Origin of the sequence: Commensalibacter sp. W6292M3, from assembly GCF_016101315.1 — a bacterium.
GTDB classification, from domain to species: Bacteria; Pseudomonadota; Alphaproteobacteria; order Acetobacterales; family Acetobacteraceae; genus Commensalibacter; species Commensalibacter melissae.
In genome coordinates this window covers 439,677-461,469 of record NZ_JACFQT010000001.1, presented here as the reverse complement: position 1 = coordinate 461,469, position 21,793 = coordinate 439,677, and the positions used below count along the sequence as shown (strand labels likewise).

17 protein-coding genes are annotated in these 21,793 nt (G+C 38.6%); 7 read left to right on the top strand and 10 right to left on the bottom strand.

Features of this window, described 5'->3' with window-relative positions; translation table 11 throughout:
- Nucleotides 1–19: 19 nt before the first annotated feature.
- Genes thrC through H3T57_RS02055 form a run of 4 tightly spaced genes read left to right on the top strand, consistent with a single transcriptional unit; the run spans nucleotide 20 to nucleotide 5,134 of the window.
- Complete coding sequence (gene thrC / locus H3T57_RS02070; protein WP_198192937.1) at nucleotides 20–1,420, top strand: threonine synthase; 1,401 nt, start codon at nucleotides 20–22, stop codon at nucleotides 1,418–1,420.
- Between the two features lie 13 nt (nucleotides 1,421–1,433).
- Nucleotides 1,434–2,699, top strand: coding sequence for a pitrilysin family protein (locus H3T57_RS02065; protein WP_198192934.1), 1,266 nt, complete (start codon nucleotides 1,434–1,436; stop codon nucleotides 2,697–2,699).
- Nucleotides 2,696–4,033 (top strand): TldD/PmbA family protein, encoded by a 1,338-nt coding sequence (locus tag H3T57_RS02060; protein WP_198192931.1) that lies wholly within the window; start codon nucleotides 2,696–2,698, stop codon nucleotides 4,031–4,033. The genes H3T57_RS02065 and H3T57_RS02060 overlap by 4 nt, the downstream gene beginning before the upstream one ends.
- Before the next feature lie 30 nt (nucleotides 4,034–4,063).
- Nucleotides 4,064–5,134, top strand: a complete 1,071-nt coding sequence (locus H3T57_RS02055) for a TIM44-like domain-containing protein (protein ID WP_230882850.1) — start codon at nucleotides 4,064–4,066, stop codon at nucleotides 5,132–5,134.
- A gap of 150 nt (nucleotides 5,135–5,284) precedes the next feature.
- Here the strand turns inward: H3T57_RS02055 and H3T57_RS02050 are convergent, their stop codons facing one another.
- Genes H3T57_RS02050 through H3T57_RS02040 form a run of 3 tightly spaced genes read right to left on the bottom strand, consistent with a single transcriptional unit; the run spans nucleotide 5,285 to nucleotide 8,291 of the window.
- Nucleotides 5,285–6,250 (bottom strand): heme o synthase, encoded by a 966-nt coding sequence (locus H3T57_RS02050; protein ID WP_155565948.1) that lies wholly within the window; start codon nucleotides 6,248–6,250, stop codon nucleotides 5,285–5,287.
- The gene (locus H3T57_RS02045; RefSeq protein WP_198192928.1) at nucleotides 6,247–7,578 is read right to left on the bottom strand and encodes a cbb3-type cytochrome c oxidase subunit I; all 1,332 of its coding nucleotides are present in this window, start codon (nucleotides 7,576–7,578) and stop codon (nucleotides 6,247–6,249) included. The genes H3T57_RS02050 and H3T57_RS02045 overlap by 4 nt, the downstream gene beginning before the upstream one ends.
- Before the next feature lie 38 nt (nucleotides 7,579–7,616).
- Nucleotides 7,617–8,291 (bottom strand): class I SAM-dependent methyltransferase, encoded by a 675-nt coding sequence (locus tag H3T57_RS02040; RefSeq protein ID WP_370533610.1) that lies wholly within the window; start codon nucleotides 8,289–8,291, stop codon nucleotides 7,617–7,619.
- Nucleotides 8,292–8,494: 203 nt separating this feature from the next.
- On the opposite strand from H3T57_RS02040, the gene H3T57_RS02035 reads away from it, so the two are divergent.
- A complete protein-coding gene (locus H3T57_RS02035) occupies nucleotides 8,495–8,683 on the top strand; it encodes a hypothetical protein (protein WP_155565638.1) in 189 nt (62 codons plus the stop codon).
- A gap of 10 nt (nucleotides 8,684–8,693) precedes the next feature.
- Here H3T57_RS02035 and gshB read toward each other — a convergent pair whose 3' ends face one another.
- Genes gshB through uvrB form a run of 4 tightly spaced genes read right to left on the bottom strand, consistent with a single transcriptional unit; the run spans nucleotide 8,694 to nucleotide 13,274 of the window.
- On the bottom strand, nucleotides 8,694–9,653 hold the full coding sequence (gshB, locus tag H3T57_RS02030; protein WP_198192924.1) for a glutathione synthase: 960 nt from the start codon (nucleotides 9,651–9,653) through the stop codon (nucleotides 8,694–8,696).
- Nucleotides 9,654–9,668: 15 nt separating this feature from the next.
- Entirely contained in the window at nucleotides 9,669–10,154 is a 486-nt protein-coding gene (gene greB / locus H3T57_RS02025) for a transcription elongation factor GreB (RefSeq protein ID WP_198192922.1), read from the bottom strand.
- A 29-nt stretch (nucleotides 10,155–10,183) separates the two neighbouring features.
- Nucleotides 10,184–11,071 (bottom strand): aldose 1-epimerase, encoded by an 888-nt coding sequence (locus H3T57_RS02020; protein WP_110438228.1) that lies wholly within the window; start codon nucleotides 11,069–11,071, stop codon nucleotides 10,184–10,186.
- Between the two features lie 13 nt (nucleotides 11,072–11,084).
- Nucleotides 11,085–13,274 (bottom strand): excinuclease ABC subunit UvrB, encoded by a 2,190-nt coding sequence (gene uvrB / locus H3T57_RS02015; RefSeq protein ID WP_283949367.1) that lies wholly within the window; start codon nucleotides 13,272–13,274, stop codon nucleotides 11,085–11,087.
- 209 nt (nucleotides 13,275–13,483) lie between these two features.
- On the opposite strand from uvrB, the gene H3T57_RS02010 reads away from it, so the two are divergent.
- Both H3T57_RS02010 and H3T57_RS02005 read left to right on the top strand, forming a co-directional pair.
- Complete coding sequence (locus H3T57_RS02010) at nucleotides 13,484–15,307, top strand: M3 family oligoendopeptidase (RefSeq protein ID WP_198192915.1); 1,824 nt, start codon at nucleotides 13,484–13,486, stop codon at nucleotides 15,305–15,307.
- The gene (locus tag H3T57_RS02005; protein WP_198192913.1) at nucleotides 15,308–16,672 is read left to right on the top strand and encodes an AarF/ABC1/UbiB kinase family protein; all 1,365 of its coding nucleotides are present in this window, start codon (nucleotides 15,308–15,310) and stop codon (nucleotides 16,670–16,672) included.
- Between the two features lie 69 nt (nucleotides 16,673–16,741).
- On the opposite strand, the gene xylB is transcribed toward H3T57_RS02005, so the two are convergent.
- The 3 genes from xylB to H3T57_RS01990 form a co-directional block, all read right to left on the bottom strand.
- Nucleotides 16,742–18,196, bottom strand: coding sequence for a xylulokinase (gene xylB / locus H3T57_RS02000; protein WP_198192911.1), 1,455 nt, complete (start codon nucleotides 18,194–18,196; stop codon nucleotides 16,742–16,744).
- A 42-nt stretch (nucleotides 18,197–18,238) separates the two neighbouring features.
- Nucleotides 18,239–20,206 (bottom strand): tetratricopeptide repeat protein, encoded by a 1,968-nt coding sequence (locus H3T57_RS01995; RefSeq protein ID WP_198192909.1) that lies wholly within the window; start codon nucleotides 20,204–20,206, stop codon nucleotides 18,239–18,241.
- A 152-nt stretch (nucleotides 20,207–20,358) separates the two neighbouring features.
- On the bottom strand, nucleotides 20,359–21,657 hold the full coding sequence (locus tag H3T57_RS01990) for an SEL1-like repeat protein (protein ID WP_155566981.1): 1,299 nt from the start codon (nucleotides 21,655–21,657) through the stop codon (nucleotides 20,359–20,361).
- Between the last annotated feature and the right edge of the window lie 136 nt (nucleotides 21,658–21,793).

Below are 21,793 nucleotides of genomic sequence, written 5' to 3'. Positions count from 1 at the left end.
ATCTAAAAAACAGGTTACCATGCGTTACATATCCACACGGGGACAAGCCCCAATTTTAAATTTTTCTCATACGCTCCTTACGGGTCTTGCAGAAGATGGAGGCTTATATATCCCTGAAACCTGGCCACACCTTTCCCATAATGATCTTAGGGAATTGAGAAAGCTTGATTATTCAGAACTTGCCGCAAAAATTATTGGTTTATTTACAGGGGATGATATACCTGCTCCCATCCTTTTGGATTTATGCAAACAATCCTACGCAAGCTTTAACCATAAAGCAATTGTCCCCTTGGTTCAGCTCGAACACAACCTTTTTGTTCAGGAACTCTTTCATGGTCCCACCCTGGCTTTTAAAGATATGGCCATGCAGCTTTTGGGACGCCTGTTTGATTATGTTCTCAGCCAACGAGAGGAGCATATCACAATTGTAGGTGCGACCTCAGGCGATACAGGCTCTGCAGCAATAGAGGCTTTTAAGGACAGTAAATACCTTACGGTCACTATTTTACATCCCTATGGACGCACTTCAGAAGTTCAGCGTCGTCAAATGACAACCGTCCTTTCACCCAATATCAATAATATTGCCATTAAAGGTTCCTTTGATGATTGCCAGGATTTAGTCAAGTCCATGTTTGCGGACATGCCATTCCGTAAAGAAATGCATTTATCTGCCATAAATTCCATTAATTGGGGGCGTATCGCCGCACAAATTCCCTATTATATTTATGCGGCACTATGTTTAGGCGCTCCTGACCGTGAGATTTCCTTTACTGTCCCAACAGGAAATTTCGGAAATATACTTGCTGCATGGACGGCAAAGAAAATGGGACTCCCCATTAGATTTTTAGGAGTCGCCTCCAATCATAATGATATCCTAACACGCTTTTTATTAAATAATGACATGAGTATACAAGAGGTAAAACCGAGTTTATCTCCCTCAATGGATATCCAGATTTCTTCGAATTTTGAACGGTTGCTTTTTGAATTGCTTGATCGTGATGCAGCGCAATGCTGTCAAATCATGCAAAATTTCCGCAAGGATGGAAAAATGAATATTCCTGAACAATCCTGGACAAAAGCGACGCAGAATTTTAAGGGAATGTCACTGAATAATGAAGAAACGAAAAAAGCCATTACAAAAATTTTCAAAGATTCACTGTATCTTGCAGACCCACATACTGCAATCGGAATAATAACCGCACAAAAATATCTTGAAAAAGATGTCCCTATGGTAACTGTTGCAACAGCTCACCCGGCCAAATTCCCTGATGCGATTAAACAGGCAACAGGAATTCTTCCTCCACTGCCACTTGCAATGGCGGATTTATATGAAAGAAAAGAAAACTATCAAATTCTTCCTGCAGATTTACAAGCGATTGAAAATTCAGTCCGCACTGTAGCCTATCAAAATAATTTTTAATTTTAGGATAATTATGAATCAAGCCATAAATATCACACGTCTTCCTTCCGGCATGTTGGTTGTGACTGAACAGATGAAACATGTAGAAACCGTTTCCATGGGAGCTTATGTTTCAGTCGGGACAAGATATGAAAAGGCTGAAGAAAACGGAATATCCCATTTTCTGGAACATATGGCTTTCAAGGGTACACACTCTCGCTCTGCATCCGTTATTGCGGAAACGGTTGAAAATGTTGGTGGACATATCAATGCCTTTACCGCCCGCGAACTTACAGCCTATTATCTTAAACTTTTAAAGGATGATGTGGAACTGGGGACAGATATTCTGGGCGATATCTTGACCCATAGTATTTTTGATGCGGAAGAATTTGAAAAAGAGAGAAGTGTTATTCTTCAGGAAATCGGTCAAGTTAATGATACACCTGATGAAATTATTTTCGATTATTTCCAGGAAACCGCTTATCCCGATCAACCAATGGGACGTCCCACTCTTGGGACAAGCAGTATTATCAGATCTTTGCAAAAAGAACATCTGCAACACTATATGAATTCACATTATAATGCGGAAAATATTATTTTCTCTGCAGCTGGTAATATTGAACACAATAAAATTGTTGCGTATGTAAACAAATATTTCAAAGACTTACCAAAAAAAAAATCAGTCTCTCCTGTTGCAGCCCTATATAAAGGTGGGGAATTCAGAAAATTAAAACACTTGGATCAGGCACATATTATTCTGGGCTTTCCATCATTTACATTCAAACATCCATGTTATTATGCCTCCATTCTTTTATCTATTATTCTCGGTGGCGGAATGTCCTCTCGTCTTTTTCAGGAAATACGAGAAAAAAGAGGGCTTGTTTACACAATCTACGCTTATAACCTTACCCATCAGGATGATGGAATATTCAGTATTTATACAGGTACTGGTAAAAAACAGGTCAAGGAATTAATGCCTGTTCTTGTACAAGAATTGAAAAAAATTCAAAAATACATCAAGCCCGAGGAATTACAACGCACCAAGGCTCAATTAAAGTCTTCCCTGTTAATGTCAATGGAAAGCACTAACAGCCGTTGTGAACAACTTGCACGTCATTTACAGATTTATGGCCGGATCATTTCCCCCCAGGAAATTTCCAAACGCATTGATGCTGTCACCCTTGATGGCATATGCCAAGCTGCAAAACACATTTTTACCCGTGTTCCCACGCTAACAGCGCTGGGTCCTATTGAAAACGTTCCATTTCTATCAAGTATTACCGAAAGTCTTGCACAATGACAGATCATAAAGATTTTATCAAAAACCTGATTTTAAAGGCTGAAAAGGCAGGGGCGACCGATGCGGATGCAATCTATCTTGAATCTACATCCGTTGGTGTGCAGGTCAGAAATGGTCAGGTGGAAGAGCTTGAACGTTCCGAATCAAAAACAGTTGGATTAAGAGTTTTAGTTAACAAACGCGTTTCAACAGTCTCAACAACTGATTTGCAACAACAGAATATGGAAAAGCTGGTAGAGCATGCTATTTCAATGGCAAAAATATTGCCAGAGGATCCCTATGCCGAATTGCCCGCACCCTCAGAAAAAAATTATATTGAACCGCAAAAGCTAGATCTGTATGACCCTACAGAACAATCAACCAAACAGATGATTGAGCAAGCCAAAGCCGTGGAAACTGCCGCAATTACCATAAAAGGAATAACAAATAGTATGGGAGGAAGCTGCAGTTATGGCAAGACAGCTATGACCTTGGCGAACAGTAAGGGTTTTTTTGGATCTTATCAACGTACCTCTCATTCGCTGGCTGTTTGTGTTCTGGCAGGAACCGGTACAGAAATGCAAAGAGATTATGACTTTCATTCCTCTGTTCATCTTCAGGATTTACAGTCCCCCAAAATCATCGGTGAAAATGCCGCCCGTAAAACGTTGGCCAAATTAAATCCCTCCAAACCCAAAACAGGTATATTATCTGTCGTTTTTCATCCTCGGGTTGCCAACAGCATTGTTTCTCATCTGGCAAGTGCATTAAATGGTCATGCAATTGCAAAAGGAACTTCTTTTTTGAAAGAGAAAATGGGACAATTTGTTTTTCCCGAAAATATAACCATTATTGATAATCCATACAAAATAAGAGGGTTGGCATCTCGTCCTTTTGATGCTGAAGGATTGTTTCCTGAAGAATTGAAACTGGTTGATTCTGGTAAAATAGCCAATTGGTTGTTAGACAATCGTACAGCAAAACAACTCGGTCTGCAAAGCAACGGTCATGCAACCAGAGGTCCATCATCTCCACCCACACCAACGACAACCAATTTGTATATTCAGCCTGGCGAACAAACCCCCGAAGAATTGATGAAAGATATTTCAGAAGGTATTTACATAACAGAACTCTTAGGCTCATCGGTCAATATCGTCACGGGTGACTATAGTCGTGGCGCCAGTGGGTTTATGATCAGAAATGGAAAAATTGCTGAACCAATTATGGAATTCACACTTGCTGGCAATCTAATGGACATGTTTTCAAAACTTCACGTCGCAAACGATCTTGATTTCAGATATACTACCAATAGTCCAACTCTACGGATTGATGAAATCAGTATTGCTGGACAATAATTTCATAACCTTAAGAGATGGATCAATAAAATGAAACGTGCGACCTTACACAGCCGTACACTGTTATTTTTATTAAGTGCTGCTTTGATTAGCCCCCCGCTCCTCATTTCTTCCTCTCATCAAGCTGAAGCAAGAGCAGGACGAGGGTTTTCCATGGGTAGCAGGGGAAGCAGAACCTTCAGCTCACCTTCCTATACTAGAATAACACCTAATGGAGGACAATCTTTTCAACGTACCATGACGAGACCTCCAGCAACTAATAATTCAGGTTTTAATGCGCGCCCTGTAGCACCGTCAGCTCCAACTACGCGACAGATATCCCCCAATAACGCAACAGCTCCGCAAAGAGGAAATTTTCTTAAAGGAGTTGCCGGAGGAGTTGCCGGAGCGGCTGCCTATGATATGTTGATGGGTCATCATCAAACCAACGCCCAAACTCCCGCTGCTAATGCCAATCAAAATACTGATCAGAACATGAATCCGTCAGATCCCAATACAATGCAATCACATCCGACACCAATGTCTCAACAGACACCCAAAAAGCATAATTCATCAGGATCTCTTGTATGGATTATAGTTCTTGGGCTTCTGGTATGGTTTGGTATCCGTTATTTTCGCAAAAATTCTGCCATTAATAAAGGACAAGGAAACAATAATTCAATAAATCCGATTAAGGAATATATCAAGGAATCAAATATACAACTTAATCAAAACGATTATACTGTTTTCCAACAACGACTCATCGAAATACAGGAAGCCTGGAATCATCAGGATTTGGGAAGTATGCAAAAAATTGCCACTCCCGAGATGGTGTCTTATTTCAATGAGCAACTTACCGATTTGGCTAGTAAAGGTCTGCATAACAGCACTTCAAATGTACAATTTGAACAAGGGGATCTTTCCGAAGTTTGGACAGAAGGTACACGTGAATATGCTACCGTGGCTATGCGTTATTCGCTAATCGATATAACGACCGACAATAACGGAAACGTTGTAGAAGGTAATCCGAATCAGCCTGTAACTGTAACAGAACTTTGGACTTTCGTACGATCGGTTGATCATAATTGGTGGTTATTGTCTGCCATCCAACAACAGAAATAATTTAAACTTTGATTAAGGTGATAATATATAAAATTCCACTTAATCCCAAAAATGCATAAAATAAAATTTTATTCCTTTGAATGTTACGGCGTTTTTTTTCCTGCCTTTCTTCAAGGGATATTTTTTTTTCAAAATATATCATGATTGATATTAGACACCCCATAAATCATAAATATAATGATCTATAATCAAGGCTAAAAATAAAAAGAAGAGATAAATCAAAGAAAAACGAAAAGACCATCTTGCCGCTTTATCACTTCTTAAACTTTTTCCTGAATGATCCTGTTTTTCAAGTAAAACACAAATGGCCATAAACATAAATCCGACATTCAATATCAACGCTGCCACCATATAGACGCTATGCGTGAAATGAAAATACACAGGCAATAAACTGACAATGGCCAACAAAATAGTATATATGAAAATCTGCCACCGTGTATGTCTGGCCCCTTTCACAACTGGAAGCATGGGAATACCAGCCCGTCCATAATCCTTGCAAGCATATAGGGATAAAGACCAAAAATGGGGAGGTGTCCAGAAAAAAACAATCAAAAACAGTATTATTGGGAATAATTGGATCTGTCCAGTTACACTTATCCAACCTATCAAGGGAGGAAAAGCACCCGCTGCCCCACCAATAACAATATTTTGCGGGGTTGATCTTTTTAACCAAACTGTATAAATCACACTATAATAAAATATTGAAAACGCCAGTATAAAACTTGCAAAAAAATTTGTAGCCAGAAACATAAGGATGACAGAGATAATGGATACAGTTACCCCATAAATCAAAGCATCTGAAGATTGAACCCTCCCCGAGGGCAAAGGACGGGTTATAGTCCTGTTCATAACACGATCAATATCCTGATCGTACCACATGTTAATGGCACCAGCACCTCCTGACGCAAGACAAATACAAATAATACTTATCAAAGAAATAAAAGGGTTTGCATATCCAGGTGCCAAAATAATGCCGACAATTCCTGTAAAAACAACCAAAGAAATAACCCTCGGTTTTAACAGAAGGAACCAATCCCTGACATTGCTTCCAACAATTAGTGGGTCGAAGCGTATACGCTGGTTGACAGCATTATTCTCAATCTGAATTTTACTCATCTGTTTTGCTTGTTTGCAGTAAACATGGGAGAAGGCAATTTCCATTCATTCGTGATTGCACCTTTACCCCAATAATTGGCTACAGGTTTAACCACGTTATAAAATATGGCATTGATAATCACACCCTGAAAAACAAATATGGATAGTCCCATAAATATGTCACCCCAAAAAACTGTGTTTCTACCTAATGGGATTATTTTCAATGTCAGAACAATTCCAATCATTGTAATCACAAAATGTGAAATTCCCAATGATTCTGAATATTGTTTTCCAAAAATTTTACCCATCCAAAAATAAAACCCTGCAAAAATTGATAATATAATTGCATAAGTTAGAGTTGAATGAATCTGATTTATTCCTTGAATTAATCCTTTATATGGCCAGGCAAAAAGTAAAAGGAACAAGCAGCCCAACGACCATAGCATAGGCGTTGATATGTTTTTTAAGCCTGTTTTAAACAAGTTCAATGCAAAAATACTTAAAACACATATCAATCCATATAAACCAACAGCAAATATAGTTTCGATGTTCACAAATGAATCTGTCTGAAAGTAGACTTCTGTAAATATGGATTTATTCCAAAATAAAAATAATAGAAGAGAGAATGCTGTTGTAATGCCAATTAATAAAATTTTATCCGATTTGATTTTCTTTTCCGAGATTGTCTGAAAAATATGAAATAAGATACCAAATGATGGCAAGATTAAAACTACAACCATGGGGAAAACGAAATTTTTTACAGTTTGTGAAATCGCCCAATCCAACTGCATATTATAATTGAAATAATCTCGTGTTAATATTCCCAATAATATTGATCCCACTCCCAATAAAAAACTCGCACTTATAACATGCATCCAGGCAAATAGGGGAATTGAGTAAAACTTAATATCCTGCCCACGATTATTAATAAAAGTAACAAGGACATTAATTGAAAATAAAACCGCACCAATTGACCAAAATACCAGGCTTATCAAGCTCATCAATCCAGTTTCTGAATTAAAAAAGGAAAAAAAATTAAAGAAAAATCCTGTCCATAATAAAATAATTGAAAGGATATTGATTAATGGAAACGCAAAATTTTTGCTTCCAATTAAAACAGGAAAGAACCATGAACCGAAGGCTACCATTAACGCTGGCTGTAAGACAAAAAAAACCATCATTCTGGCATGAGTCTGGAAAATGTTGATGGCGGCAGTTTGGTCATGAATTTGAAATAATAAAGGTAGAAATTCATTCAGTTGATAATATAAAGCGGTGATCCCTCCACTTAATCCTGCCAAGATAGCCAAAATAATGGCACTCATTCCTACTTTATAATTGATTTTCATTAATAATTTTCCACAAATATACTTTTTTTAGAGTATATCTATCTTTCAAAACTAACCAAAGTAAATAATCCTAAAGGCGGGACCGAATTTATTTCAGCCCTTTTTAACACTTCTGGTGGTAACAAGGACTGAATGGCAAAATCGGGATGCCAACCCAATGCCTTGGATGCAGGAGCCATAATTCGTTCAACATATGACCGGAGTCCTTTTTGAGCTATAAAATGATTCACAAAAAGAATATGTCCACCAGGCTTCACTACACGTTGTAATTCCTTAAACAATCGATCTGGATGAGGCACAACCGAGGCAACAAACATGCCAACCGCAATGTCAAAAGAATCCGTTTCAAAAGTCGTTGCCTCAGCATCCATTTCCAACAATGCATCAACATTATCGATTTTTTCTTTTTTCACACGCTGTTTGGCCTTTTCCAGCATATCGGTTGAAAGGTCAATACCCGTCACTCTTTTATCATTATGATAAGAAGGTAAAGCCAGGCCAGTTCCGACACCCACCTCTAATATTTTTTTCCCCGGTAAAGAATTAACCTTTTCAACGGCACATCGTCGGCCAAATGAAGAAACTGTACCAAAAACAGTATCATAAACCTTGGCCCAGCGACGATAGGCAAGCTTAACTGCATCTGCATTTAAGGCAGTATGAGGTAAAGGAGACACGCTATTGCTCCAAATTTGGTGAAATAACAAAATAATACAAAAATAACACTTTATAATCCAATTTCATAAAAATAGAAATTTTTTTTATTTACCTTAAAATTAAAGTATTATTTTTTATAATTTTTCTTTGGATAATCAAAATTCATCGAACACTCTTTATTGTTTCCCGAATTATGTCTATACTCCATTTTGTTAACAAATTAAATAAATATAATTAGGACTTAAGCGTTAAAATGTTAATGACAATTGTGGTATGGATCCTCGCGATTGGATCAATCATACTATGGAGCTATAATTTTACTTACCTAAAACATCGTGAAATATACGAGTGGTTTGATAATAAATTTGGCAAGGATGACCCCATACCGCCAATGCCTTCAAAATCGAATTCTGATCAATCCAGTGATGACAAAAAAAATAATCTTTAATTCTTTTTCATTATAGATAGGATTCAATAATATTCCAGATACAAGCGGCAGAATTCATTTGATTAAAACGGTCCAGCTCTTGTAACCCTGTTGGTGAGGTGACATTAATTTCAGTTAGGTAATCCCCCAATACATCTATCCCAACAAAAATCAACCCCTGCTCTTTCAGGGTTTTACCTATTTTAGAGCAAATATAAAGATCCCGTTCAGTTAATTGAGTTTTCTCCGCCACTCCCCCAACATGCATATTGGATCGCATATCTCCTTTTTGCGGAACTCGATTGATTGCACCGATAGGTTCCCCATCAACTAAAATGATCCTTTTGTCTCCCCTTTTAACGGAAGGCTCATAACGTTGCACCATCAGGGGTTCATTGGATATTGAAAACTGCATTTCTAACAATGCATTAAAATTCTCATCCTCATCCTGAATGCGGAAAACGCCTACACCCCCATTCCCGAACAACGGTTTAACAACAATATCTTTGTATTCCTCCCTAAACATCCGAATTGTTTCAACATCATGGGAAACAAGCGTGGGAGGCATTAATTCAGGCCAAAATGTAGCCATTAATTTTTCCGGTGAATTTCGAACGGATTTTGGATTATTTACAACAAATACCTTGTCCTTGCCCACACCATGAATACGTTCCAGAATATGTGTGGCAGTAATATATCCCATATCAAAAGGTGGATCCTGGCGCATCAACAGCACGTCAAAATCTGCCAGATTCACGGTTTCCACTTCTCCAAATTTTACATGATCACCTGTAACCTTTTGAATATTAACTTTTCGACCTCGTGCTGTTACATATTTACTTTTTTCATTATTGAACAAACTTAAGCTATTTACAGAATAAACAAAAAGTGAATAACCACGAGCCTGTGCCTCGAGCATCAATGCAAATGTTGAATCTCCATGAATATTTATCTTTTCCAAAGGATCCATTTGTACCGCGATTTTTAACATTTTTAAATATCCATTCTATTCTGACTCTGCATCATAAGTGATTTCTAAAATTTCAAGGTATTTTTCACCAACAGGGGTTTGCAACCTTATTTCATCCCCTACTCTAGCACGCATTAATGCCCTAGCTACAGGGGATACTAGACTTATTTGCCCTTTTTCCGTAATTGCTTCATCTGTTCCAACAATAGTAACCCTATGCTCACAATCATCCTCGGTTAAATAGCGCACTGTAGCACCAAAAAAAACCCGATTTTTTCCCTGTTGATCAATGGGGTCTACAATTTGTGCGTTCTCTAACCGTTTGGATAAAAATCGAACCCGACGATCAATCTCACGCAATCTTTTTTTTCCATAAAGATAATCTCCATTTTCAGATCGATCTCCATTACCGGCTGCCCATGAAACAATCTCCACTATTTTTGGACGCTCTTCATGCAATAGTTGCAATAATTCCTTTTTCAAACGTGTATAACCCCAAGGGGTGATATAAGGTAAAGACATATAAACAAACCTAAATTATAAAATAATCCCTATATTCCCATAAAGGAATAGAATATCCTGCCTTTTAAAATTTGCCCCGGTTTTAAGATAAACAAGCCGCGATCCGAAATTTCTGGCATATTGATTGCATTATTCATGTTAGTTGCCGGTTCCATAGTAAAAAAAGATTGGTCTGGTGGGGTATATACAACAAAATGCCGAAAAATAACGCTGGCAGAAACCGTTAAGAAACTATTACTATATTTCCAGCGGATAAACGCTTCGCGATCCCAGTTCACATAACAATTATCCAGAAAATCGTCTTGTTTCAAAATACGCATTTGATCAAAGTTCCATTGATCTTCGTTCAACATGCGACCCTCTGGCAATCCATCCGGACCATTGTTCCATACAGACGGTGCCGAAAAACCAATTTCAACAAGATTTCTTCTTGGCAAATAGGGATGAAAGCCCATCCCGATGGGTTGTTTGCAAATATCAGTATTTTTACATGACATTTGTATAAACAATCCACTTTCATAAACACAATATCTCAACCTAGCAAAATATGCATAGGGCCATTCCTTTTGAGATCCCTTATCCGGATTATAATTCAAAGTTAAAACAACACTATTTTCCGTAAAGGATTCAAGATCCCAAGACCTTTGCCATGCATTACCATGAATGGAATCCTTTCCGTTCGACGCATTGGGGGTTAATTGATAAACACTGTTATTGAATTTAAATTTACCGTTTGCAATACGATTAGAATAAGGCAACATCGGATAGGCTGCAATAATCTGGTCAGAATGTCTCGTCAAGGGCGAACGCTCGACTGGATAAAAAATCAATAAATCTTTTCTCAACCAATATGCTATGGCTCCACCCAAAGAAGGATATATGCCAATTCTATTATTTCCCGCCTTAATTTCCAGCATCCCGCATCCCTATTTAATGTTTCTTTGATCTTTGACGCCTCGATGGACCATAGCCTCCCCCACCAGGTCCAAGAGGTCTTGGTTTAAAATTGCTTTTTAGGGTTCTCCCCTCTTCTCTGGTACGGATTGTCGGTTCAATATCAGAAATTAATCCCATATCTAAATCTTCCAATCTCTTTATTTCATCTCGTATACGAGCAGCCTCTTCAAACTCAAGATTGGTGGCAGCGTTACGCATTTCCTTTTCCAATTCTGCTATGGTTCCTTTCAGGTCCTTCCCTACCAAAGAATGAATATCAGAAAATTCTGTTGGGGAAACCGTTACATAATCCTGTTCATAAACAGAAGCAATGATCTCTCCAATTTTCTTTTTTACCGTTGCTGGCGTAATATTATGATCTTCATTCCATTGTGTCTGTTTTTCACGACGTCTTGCAGTTTCTTCGATCGCATATTTTAAACTGTCCGTCATTTTATCCGCATATAATAAAACACGCCCATCAACATTTCTTGCTGCCCGTCCAATCGTCTGTATCAAAGAGGTTCTTGACCTTAAAAATCCTTCTTTGTCAGCATCAAGAATGGCCACCAATTGACATTCTGGTATATCCAGACCCTCCCTTAGAAGATTGATCCCTACCAGAACATCTATCACACCCAAACGCAAATCCCTTATAATCTCTATACGCTCCAAAGTATCGATATCTGAATGAAGATAACGTACCTTTATACCAGCTTCACTCATATAATCAGTTAATTTTTCAGCCCATTTTTTGGTTAGCGTTGTAACAAGAACACGCCCACCCTTCTTGATGACCTTATTTGCCTCGGATAATAAATCATCCACTTGCAATTCAATTGGTCTTATATCAGTAACAGGATCAGTCAAACCGGTTGGACGTATGACCTGTTCAATAAACACGCCTCCTGTTTTCTCTAACTCCCAGGGACCTGGTGTCGCACTGACAAAAATGCTCTGGGGACGATAACAATCCCATTCCGCAAAATTAAGTGGCCTATTGTCCATACAAGAAGGGAGTCGAAAACCAAAATCCGAAAGCGTTTTTTTACGTGCATAATCCCCCCGTTCCATTCCTCCTATCTGAGGTACACTTACATGACTTTCATCCACGATAAGCAAGGCATCTTCTGGCAGATATTCAAAAAGAGTAGGTGGAGGTTCACCGGGATTGCGTCCTGAAAGATAACGGGAATAATTCTCAATACCCTTACACAATCCTGTTGTTTCGATCATTTCAAGATCAAAAGTTGTACGCTGTTGAATACGTTCGGCCTCCAACAATTTGCCTTCAGCTACAAATTGATCAATTCTTTCCTTCAACTCAACCTTGATATTTTTAATTGCCTGATTCAAGGTTGGTCTTGGCGTAACAAAATGACTATTGGCATAAATAGTTATCGACTTTAAGTTTGCTGTATTAACCCCGGTCAAAGGATCAAATTCGTTAATTGATTCAACCTCATCCCCAAAGAGCTGAATTCTCCAGGCACGATCAGCGTTTTGAACGGGAAAAATATCTATTGTTTCGCCTCTTACACGAAACGTTCCCCGCTGAAAGGCCATATCATTTCTACGATATTGCTGTTCTACCAAAGCTTTTAGCAAATCCTCACGATTTATCACTCCGCCTTCCTCAACCCGCACAACCATATGAGAATAGGTTTCTGGAGATCCAATACCGTAAATACAGGAAACAGAGCCAACTATAATAACATCATTACGTTCTAGTAAAGCCTGTGTGGCCGCATGTCGCATACGGTCAATCTGTTCATTGATCTGACTATCTTTTTCTATATAAGTGTCAGATCGAGGCACATAGGCTTCCGGTTGATAATAATCATAATAACTGACAAAATATTCAACCGCATTATTTGGAAAAAATTCTTTCATTTCTCCATAAAGCTGCGCTGCAAGCGTTTTATTGGGTGCTAAAATCAAGGTTGGTTTTTGCACGGCCTCAATAACCTTGGCCATGGTAAAAGTTTTGCCTGAACCTGTTACACCCAATAAGACCTGGTCACGATCTCCAGCCTCAATTCCATCAGTAAGTTGTTTGATGGCGTTTGGCTGATCTCCTGAGGGCTGAAATTGCGATACAATTTCCAACCTGTTCATTTTCGGCTTTGCCGGAATCTTTTCTGGATGAAAAATGACAGTTCCGCTTCTTTTTGGTTTTTTCATGGAAATTATCTGATTGTGTTATGATTTCTATATTTGATTTAAGATTAAGACTTTGTATTTGCTATATTATATAGCATAATAAATGGGCTACTAAAATGAACAATCCCAGTTCATAGATCAAAAAAACAAATGTCTGTTTTCATCGCCTGAAATATTCGATAAAATCCATTTATATAAAAGATCATTCATTTAAATCAAACAGAGATACAATGTCTAATTCATCTTGTCACACCGATCAACCGAATCATGATACACTAAAATCCGAAAAGAAAAAATCGGATCAACTTCCTTCTTGGGACCTGACAGATTTGTACCCATCACCCGATTGTCAAGAATTAAAGAATGATCTGCAAAAAGCTCAAACCCTCATCACACAATTTTCTGAAAAATGGAAGGGGAATTTATCCCAGACATCAAGTCAGGAATTAAACCAGGCTCTTAAAAGTTATGAAATAATCAATGAAATATTGGGAAGAATTGGATCTTATGCTCAACTGATTTTCGCAACTGATTCGACCAATCCTCAAAATACCAAATTTTATCAGGATATCCATGAAAAAATAACTGGATTAAGCACGCAGTTTCTTTTCTTTACTCTGGAATTGAACCAGCTTAGCGAGGAAAATGTCAAGAATAAAATGCAGGACAACGAATTACTGCAGTGGAAACCGTTTCTTGATAAAATCCGTATATTGCGCCCTTATCAGTTAAGTAATGAAATCGAAAAGCTTTTCCATGAAAAAGCAGTTACGGGTGCCAATGCATGGTCAAGATTATATGACGAAACATTGGCGACCCTGGAAATCCCCTTAAAAGATAATACCGTCCCTTTAGGTGACGCTTTGAATAAATTATCATCTTCACAGGCAAAAGAAAGAAAAGATGCAGCCCAGGGATTGAGTTCGGTATTTTCGAAAAATCTGAGACTTTTCTCGATTATTACAAATACGCTGGCAAAGGATAAGCAAATCTCTGACCAATGGCGTGGTTTTCCCCGTCCAGACTCACAACGAAATTGTGATAACCAGATTGAAGACAGTGTCGTTGATGCGCTGGTTACCGCTGTTACCAATAATTATCAAAATCTGTCACACCGATATTATCTATTAAAAGCAAAATGGCTGGATGTGGACAAATTACATCATTGGGATCGTAATGCTCCCTTACCGGAAGATCATGATCAACTTATACCCTGGAGAGACGCGAAGACAATCGTTTATCAAGCGTATCATGAATTTGATCCTCGGCTGGGCAAAATGATTGATCAGTTTTTACATAGTCCATGGATTGATGCCACACTACGTACCGGGAAATCCTCTGGTGCCTTTGCCCATCCCACTGTTCCATCGGTTCATCCCTATATTCTTCTTAATTACCATGGTCGCAGCCGAGATGTCATGACATTGGCCCATGAGCTGGGGCACGGAATTCACCAGATTCTTGCTGCAAAACAGGGATATATTCTATCTGATACACCGCTGACCCTTGCTGAAACAGCCAGTGTATTCGGAGAAATGCTGACTTTCCAGAGCCTTTTAAAAAACCAAACAGATCCCAGACATCGTCATATTCTCCTAAGCCGTAAGGTTGAGGATATGTTAAACACAGTAGTAAGACAAATTGCATTTTATCAATTTGAACGCAAGGTTCACGAAGCCAGACATGAGAACGAGCTTTTACCTGAACAAATTGGTCAGTTCTGGCTTGAAACTCAACAAAAAAGCCTTGGCCCAGCTTTTGAATTTACACCAGACTATAATACATATTGGACATATATACCGCATTTCATCCATACACCTTTTTATGTTTATGCCTATGCGTTTGGTGATTGTTTGGTAAATGCACTCTATAATGTCTATCAGGAAGGGTTTCCCGACTTCCAGGACCTTTATATTGAAATGCTGAAGGCGGGTGGAACAAAAAGTCATAAAGAACTTTTGGCGCCTTTTGGATTGGATGCCTCTGATCCAGCCTTTTGGCAAAAAGGATTAAATGTAATCAATGATTTCATAGATGAACTGGAACAAATTTAGATGGTGCATAATAACGATAATCTTGATAAAACCAGTTTATTCAGTGGAATGAAACGTATGGTCAATTCTACCCGGGCGGTGGGGGGGATTGCCGCACGGTTGGCTGGTGAAAAAATGGGAATACCGATTAACAAAGCTTCCCATGCAGAAGAGTTGAAAAACATTCTTGGGAATCTCAAAGGCCCCATGATGAAGGTGGCGCAATTAATCAGTACCATTCCCAATGTCCTGCCTGATGAATATGCCGATGAATTGGCGCAGTTACAATCAAATGCCCCTCCGATGGGATGGTCTTTCGTCCGTCGTCGCATGAGGGGAGAATTGGGTCCGAACTGGGAAATCGCTTTTGACGAATTTTCACATGAAGCTGTCGCCGCAGCCAGTCTTGGTCAAGTCCACAAGGCAAAATTGCACGATGGAAGGGAAGTTGCCTGTAAATTACAATATCCCGACATGATTAGCACTGTTGAATCAGACCTCAAGCAACTTCGTCTATTAATTGCTTTATACCATCGATTGGACAATGCAATTAAACAGGACGAGGTTTACAAAGAGCTTGTTACACGTTTACAGGAAGAACTGGATTATAAAAGAGAAGCGGCCAATTTAAGACTTTTCTCCTACATGCTCAAAAATAATGACACAACAGTTATACCAAATGTAATTGAAAATCTTTCCACTGAACGTCTTATAACCATGGATTGGATAGAGGGCAAGAATCTAAGATCCATGATCACACCTGAATTAGATCAGGCTCATCGGAACAATATTGCCCGCGCACTCTTTAAAGCCTGGTATATTCCTTTTTATCAATATGGTGTCATTCATGGTGACCCGCATATGGGAAATTTTCTTATCAATCATCAAAATCAACTGTGTCTTCTTGATTTCGGTTCGATACGAATTTTTCAGGGTAAATTTGTCAAGGGTGTTATTGATCTTTGCCGTGCCGTAGAAACTAACAATGAGGAATTAGCCTATCAGGCCTATACCTCATGGGGATTTAAAAATATTTCCAAAGAGACAATGACTGTTCTAAATGAATGGGCAAGTTTTCTCTATGCCCCCCTAACCCAGGATAAAGACCGTTATATACAAGATGATACAGATCCGGATTTGGGACGTAAATTGGCCAATAAAGTACATAAAGGGCTTCAACAGGCTGGGGGAGTGACACCACCACGAGAATTTGTTCTGGTTGATCGTTCTGCAATAGGACTTGGAAGTTTATTTACAAGATTAAACGCAAAATTAAACTGGCATCAATTATTTCAGGAAATCATTGCAGATTTTGATGTTGACAAACTGGATCAGGAACAGGAAAAGGCAATAGAATTGGCCCGTGTTCCTCCCCCTTTGGAATAGAATAACGGCTACAGTGATTTAGTATGGAAAATTTGCTAGATCACTGTAGATATCAGGCAGTTAAAAGATTTAATACAAACCTTTAACTGCCTGATATAATTTTTTGAATTTTTGATATTTTTCTTGATATTGCGCACTGACAGATGGATTGGGAACATAGGTTGCCTGTATGGAAGGTTCTGGCAATAAATCTCCAAATGCTACATTTGGATGACAACTCAACATTGCCAATCTTGCGGCACCTAATGCTGGCCCCACATCTCCGCCTTCACGATATTGCAACGTTTCTCCTGTAATATCAGCCAGCAATTGACGCCAAAAAGAGCTTCTTGCCCCTCCGCCAATCAAACTGATATGGTCTGGCCTTAAACCCGTGGCATGTAAAACTTCCATACCCTCCGCCAATCCAAAACTTACCCCCTCTATTACTGCCTTGGCTATATCCTTCCAATCATGTTGATGGGTTAAGCCAAACAACATTCCATTTGCCTGGGGATTATTATGAGGCGTTCGCTCACCCGAAAGATAGGGAAGAAAAATAACGGATGATGGAATTAAAGAGGCCTGTCCTGACATTTCCAACAATTTAGGCACTGTCTGAATTCCCATAATCCGAGCAGCCCAATCCAAACAGGAAGCAGCACTCAGCATAACAGACATTAGATGCCAGGTGTTCGGCAATGCATGACAGAAACTGTGAACAGCCTGTTTACAATTATTCAAAAACCCATCACTCGCGACAAAATATACCCCGGATGTTCCCAAAGAAAGCATAGCCTGACCTTTTCGCCAGATACCAACCCCAATTGCTCCAACGGCATTATCACCACCACCGGCAATAACCGAAACTTTTGAAGTCATTCCCCATCGTTGCGCTAATTCAGGTTTAACCGTTCCGGTTGCCTGATTGCCTTCAAACAATTGAGGCATATTTTTTCGCGTCAACCCACATGCCTTTAATAAATCATCATTCCATTGACGATTTTTGACATCAAGCCACATAGTTCCAGATGCATCAGACATATCAGATGCATAAATTCCCGTTATCAACCAGCGAAGATAATCCTTGGGTAATAGGACTTTATCAATTTGTTGATATACTTCCGGCTCATGTTTGCGCACCCAAGCTATCTTGGGTGCGGTAAAACCAGGCATCAGTATATTGCCTGTTATCTCTCTTGAATTTTGTACATTCTCCTCAATTTCATTACACTCCCGATAGCTACGCCCATCATTCCATAAAATAGCAGATCGCAATATTTTACCATTTTTATCCAGCAAAACTGCCCCATGCATTTGACCCGTCAACCCTATCGCCTTTACATCTTTCAAGGAATATTGACTCGATAGTGACAAAAAAACCTTGTCTGTCGCCTCCCACCAATCAATTGGATTTTGTTCTGACCAAAGAGGATGGGGACGATAAACTTTCAGTTTTTCAGTATGGCTGGCGACAATCTGATGGTTATCATTCAATAAAATACCTTTAATACCTGATGTTCCAAGGTCAATCCCGATATACATAACCATCCTTTATAATGAAATATAATACAAAAATAATATCACTTATTTGACTGTTCCAAGCGTGACGCAGGAATTTGAAAATCCCTTATTGCAACTTTCATTCAAAAGTTTTTTAGCCTTCCCCTTATTCTTTGGAAAATCCTTACCAGACAGAAAAGCCATTCCAAGATTATACATGGCCTGGGCATTCCCTTCCTTAACAGAATTTTGCAAATAATATTCTGCCTTGCCAATATCCTTCTTAACATCCTGTCCAGTCAGATATATCTGTCCCAAAAGACGGGCCGCTTCGGAATTTCCATTACTAGCCAAGATATCAAATAGTTTAATTGCCTCAGATACGTCTTTTTTTGTACCAACCCCCTTATAATACATCTTGGCAAGAATGAATTGGGAATCTAGATCTCCTGCCGCAGTGCCTTGCATATAATATTGGAAAGCCTGACTGTCATCTTTTTGAACCCCCAGTCCATTTTCATAAAGTTGACCCAGATTATAATAAGCCTTTACTTTTCCCTGTTCAGCCGCCTCCCTAAACCAATAAATGGCCTTGGAGTAGTTCTTGTCAATCTGATCATTATTTTTGTATAATTCTGCCAAAACAAACTGGGTTTGTGCATCTCCCTGATTTGCACCCTTTTGATAGTATTGAATGGCCTTATTGATATCCCTTTTCACCCCTTGACCTGTTTCATACATCAAACCTAGAGTATAGATCGCATGGATATTATTTTGCGCTTCAGCCTTTTCAAACCAGAATTTGGCCTGATCATAATTTTTTTCTATGAAAAATCCCTGTTCATATAATTTACCCAGATAGAATTGCGCCTGAGCGTTCCCCTGTATTGCAGATTTTTTATACCAATCAACAGCTGCTGACGGGTCTTTCGGAATTCCGCTGCCTTTTTCATACATAGTGGCCAATTGAAATTGTGCCTTACTATCTCCTGCCTGTGCCGCTTTTTTAAAAAGGTCAAAGGCTTTCTGAAAATCCTTGTTAACCCCTCTTCCTTCCAGATATAATTCCCCCAGGGCATAAATTGCGTCATTATTTCCGGAATTGACCGCCTTGTTGAACCAGTTCAGTGCCTTGGAATAATCCTGGGAAACAATTTTTCCCTCTTCATACAAAATCGCCAATTTATATTGTGCTTCCGAATATCCTTTTTCAGCAGCCTGCTGCAATAAAGATAATGCCAATTGCGAATTTGGATTAACCCCTTTACCCACCATATACATCATTGCGAGATTGTATTGAGCTGTCACATTCTTTTTCGAGGCTTTTTCATACCAATAAAGAGCCTTGGAATATTCTTTATCAACCCCAGTCCCGTTTTCATACATATTGCCAAGTTTATATTGGGCGTCAGCATAACCTTTATAGGCGGCCTGCTCAAAACATCGTTGTGCCAATTTCGGACTTTTTGTAATATATTTCCCTTCCAGATAAAGATTTCCAAGAAAATACAAGGCATGAATATTTCCCTGATCGGCAGATTTTTTGATCAGTTCTATACCTTTAGTTACATTTCTATCATTTCCCTCAAGATAAATGATACCCAATTGATACTGCGCATTTGTCTCCCCCTTGTCTGCAGCGGTTTGATACCAGCGAATTGCACGTGAAAGATCTTTTTTTACCCCTTTGCCATTCTTGTACATATTGCCAAGTACATATTGGGCCTTTACATATCCGTGACGGGCTGCCTTGCGATATAACTGAATAGCTTTTTGATAATTCTGCTCGGTGTTTTCGCCATATTCATACATCACACCCAGCATATATTGAGCCTCGACATTTCCCGCCTCAGCTGATTGCTCAAAATATTCACGTGCTTTTTTATAGTTCTGAGACGTACCCTCACCCTGCATATAAAGATTTGCACGATTAAATTGTGCCTCAATAAATCCCTGACGAATCGTTTTATAGAAACAGATGCACAAAAACACAAAAATTATGCAAATTACTGCTGCACTTTTACCGATAAAGGCAATCTTAGATCTGGACATAAACCCAACAATAACAAAAAAGAAAATGAATTAAGGCTGAATTATAAAGAATTTAATCGATAAAATAAACTTAACAAATCAATTTATTACAGACTGGTATCCCGCTTTATCTCATCTTGAAACCTGATAATGAAATATACCAGTTACAGATATCATGTTTCGCTTAATCGAATTAGCTCCATCCCTTTTTGATGATCGTGAGGTATTCCTCTTCCCTCTAGATACATTTTTCCAAGGATTAACTGTGATTTTTTATGATTTTGATCGGCAGCTTTTTGAAACCATGCCGCAGCCTTATGATTATCCTGGATAACACCATCTCCCTTATAATACATGACCCCCAAATTAAATTGAGCCAAAACATAACCTTGTTCCGCAGCTTTTTTAAAATAATCATAGGCCTTTTGAAGATTTATTCTTGATGTCTTTCCAGTTAAATAAAGATATCCCAAATTATATTGAGCATTCATATCATTTTGATCAGCTGCCTGTTCATACCAATACACGGCTTTGTCAATATTCTGGAGGACACCCTTACCCTCCTCATACATTTGTCCAAGCATGAATTGCGCCTTGACGTAACCCTGCATCGCGGCCTTGTTATAAAAGCTGAAAGCCCTCTTATAATCTAATTCGACCGTATTTCCAGTAAAGTACAGATTGGCTACAAAATATTGTGCCTCAACATCATCCTGATAGGCGGCTTTCTCAAAATATCCTCTGGCTTTATTAGTATTTTTTTCTCCACCTTCACCATTCCAATACATCAAAGCTAGATTATATTCCGCTTTACGATCTCCCTGATTAGCAGACAGTTCAAAATATTCACGTGCTTTTTCAAGATCCCTCGAAACACCTTGACCATTCATATAGATGAACGCCAGATTAGTTTTTGCCTCCATATTACCTTTTTGGGCGGCCTGTTCGAAATAAACTCTTGCTTTACTATAATCCTTATCAACACCCTTACCATCAAGATAGATTAAACCTAGATTGAATAAAGCCTCACCCTCACCCTGACGAGCGGCCATTAAAAAATATTCATTGGCCTTTTGATAATTTTGCTCGACAATTTGGGCATCCATATAAATCTGCCCCAGTATCATCATTGCCTTTGTATTACCTTTTTGGGCCGCGTTTTCAAACAATTCAAAAGCTTTTTCAACGTCAGCTTTAACACCCAAGCCCTCGTAATAAATTATAGCCTTATACAAAATACCTTGCGCATATCCCGATGCAGCAGCTTTTTCAAAATATTCCAAGGCTTGTTTGTAATTTTGTGAAACACCATCCCCGTTAAAATACATTAAACCTATATCAACAGGATTGTTTCGTATTGCAGGTGAAGTTTCAGTTTGTATCCGATGATTTTTTTTATTATTGGATTTATTGATTATATAAAATAATGCAATGAAACCTGTACATAAAAGAATAATTATAAAAAAAATCATATGAACCCTATCGATTCAAATTGAATGTTTAGATCCAAAATAATTCTGAAAACGAAGATAATCAATAGTAAAATTAGTTATTTATAATTCGAAAATACTTGTTCACACTAAATTAATACTTGCCTCTTACTCAGTA

Excerpts from the sequence above, each read along its gene's own strand:
- H3T57_RS02065 (WP_198192934.1), top strand. The coding sequence starts at position 1,434 with ATGAATCAAGCCATAAATATCACACGTCTTCCTTCCGGCATGTTGGTT.
- uvrB (WP_283949367.1), bottom strand. The coding sequence starts at position 13,274 with ATGAAAAAACCAAAAAGAAGCGGAACTGTCATTTTTCATCCAGAAAAG.
- H3T57_RS02035 (WP_155565638.1), top strand. The coding sequence starts at position 8,495 with ATGACAATTGTGGTATGGATCCTCGCGATTGGATCAATCATACTATGG.
- H3T57_RS01995 (WP_198192909.1), bottom strand. The coding sequence starts at position 20,206 with ATGTCCAGATCTAAGATTGCCTTTATCGGTAAAAGTGCAGCAGTAATT.
- gshB (WP_198192924.1), bottom strand. The coding sequence starts at position 9,653 with ATGTTAAAAATCGCGGTACAAATGGATCCTTTGGAAAAGATAAATATT.
- xylB (WP_198192911.1), bottom strand. The coding sequence starts at position 18,196 with ATGTATATCGGGATTGACCTTGGAACATCAGGTATTAAAGGTATTTTA.
- H3T57_RS02060 (WP_198192931.1), top strand. The coding sequence starts at position 2,696 with ATGACAGATCATAAAGATTTTATCAAAAACCTGATTTTAAAGGCTGAA.
- H3T57_RS02010 (WP_198192915.1), top strand. The coding sequence starts at position 13,484 with ATGTCTAATTCATCTTGTCACACCGATCAACCGAATCATGATACACTA.
- thrC (WP_198192937.1), top strand. The coding sequence starts at position 20 with ATGCGTTACATATCCACACGGGGACAAGCCCCAATTTTAAATTTTTCT.
- greB (WP_198192922.1), bottom strand. The coding sequence starts at position 10,154 with ATGTCTTTACCTTATATCACCCCTTGGGGTTATACACGTTTGAAAAAG.
- H3T57_RS02050 (WP_155565948.1), bottom strand. The coding sequence starts at position 6,250 with ATGAGTAAAATTCAGATTGAGAATAATGCTGTCAACCAGCGTATACGC.
- H3T57_RS02055 (WP_230882850.1), top strand. The coding sequence starts at position 4,064 with ATGAAACGTGCGACCTTACACAGCCGTACACTGTTATTTTTATTAAGT.
- H3T57_RS02020 (WP_110438228.1), bottom strand. The coding sequence starts at position 11,071 with ATGCTGGAAATTAAGGCGGGAAATAATAGAATTGGCATATATCCTTCT.
- H3T57_RS02045 (WP_198192928.1), bottom strand. The coding sequence starts at position 7,578 with ATGAAAATCAATTATAAAGTAGGAATGAGTGCCATTATTTTGGCTATC.
- H3T57_RS01990 (WP_155566981.1), bottom strand. The coding sequence starts at position 21,657 with ATGATTTTTTTTATAATTATTCTTTTATGTACAGGTTTCATTGCATTA.
- H3T57_RS02005 (WP_198192913.1), top strand. The coding sequence starts at position 15,308 with ATGGTGCATAATAACGATAATCTTGATAAAACCAGTTTATTCAGTGGA.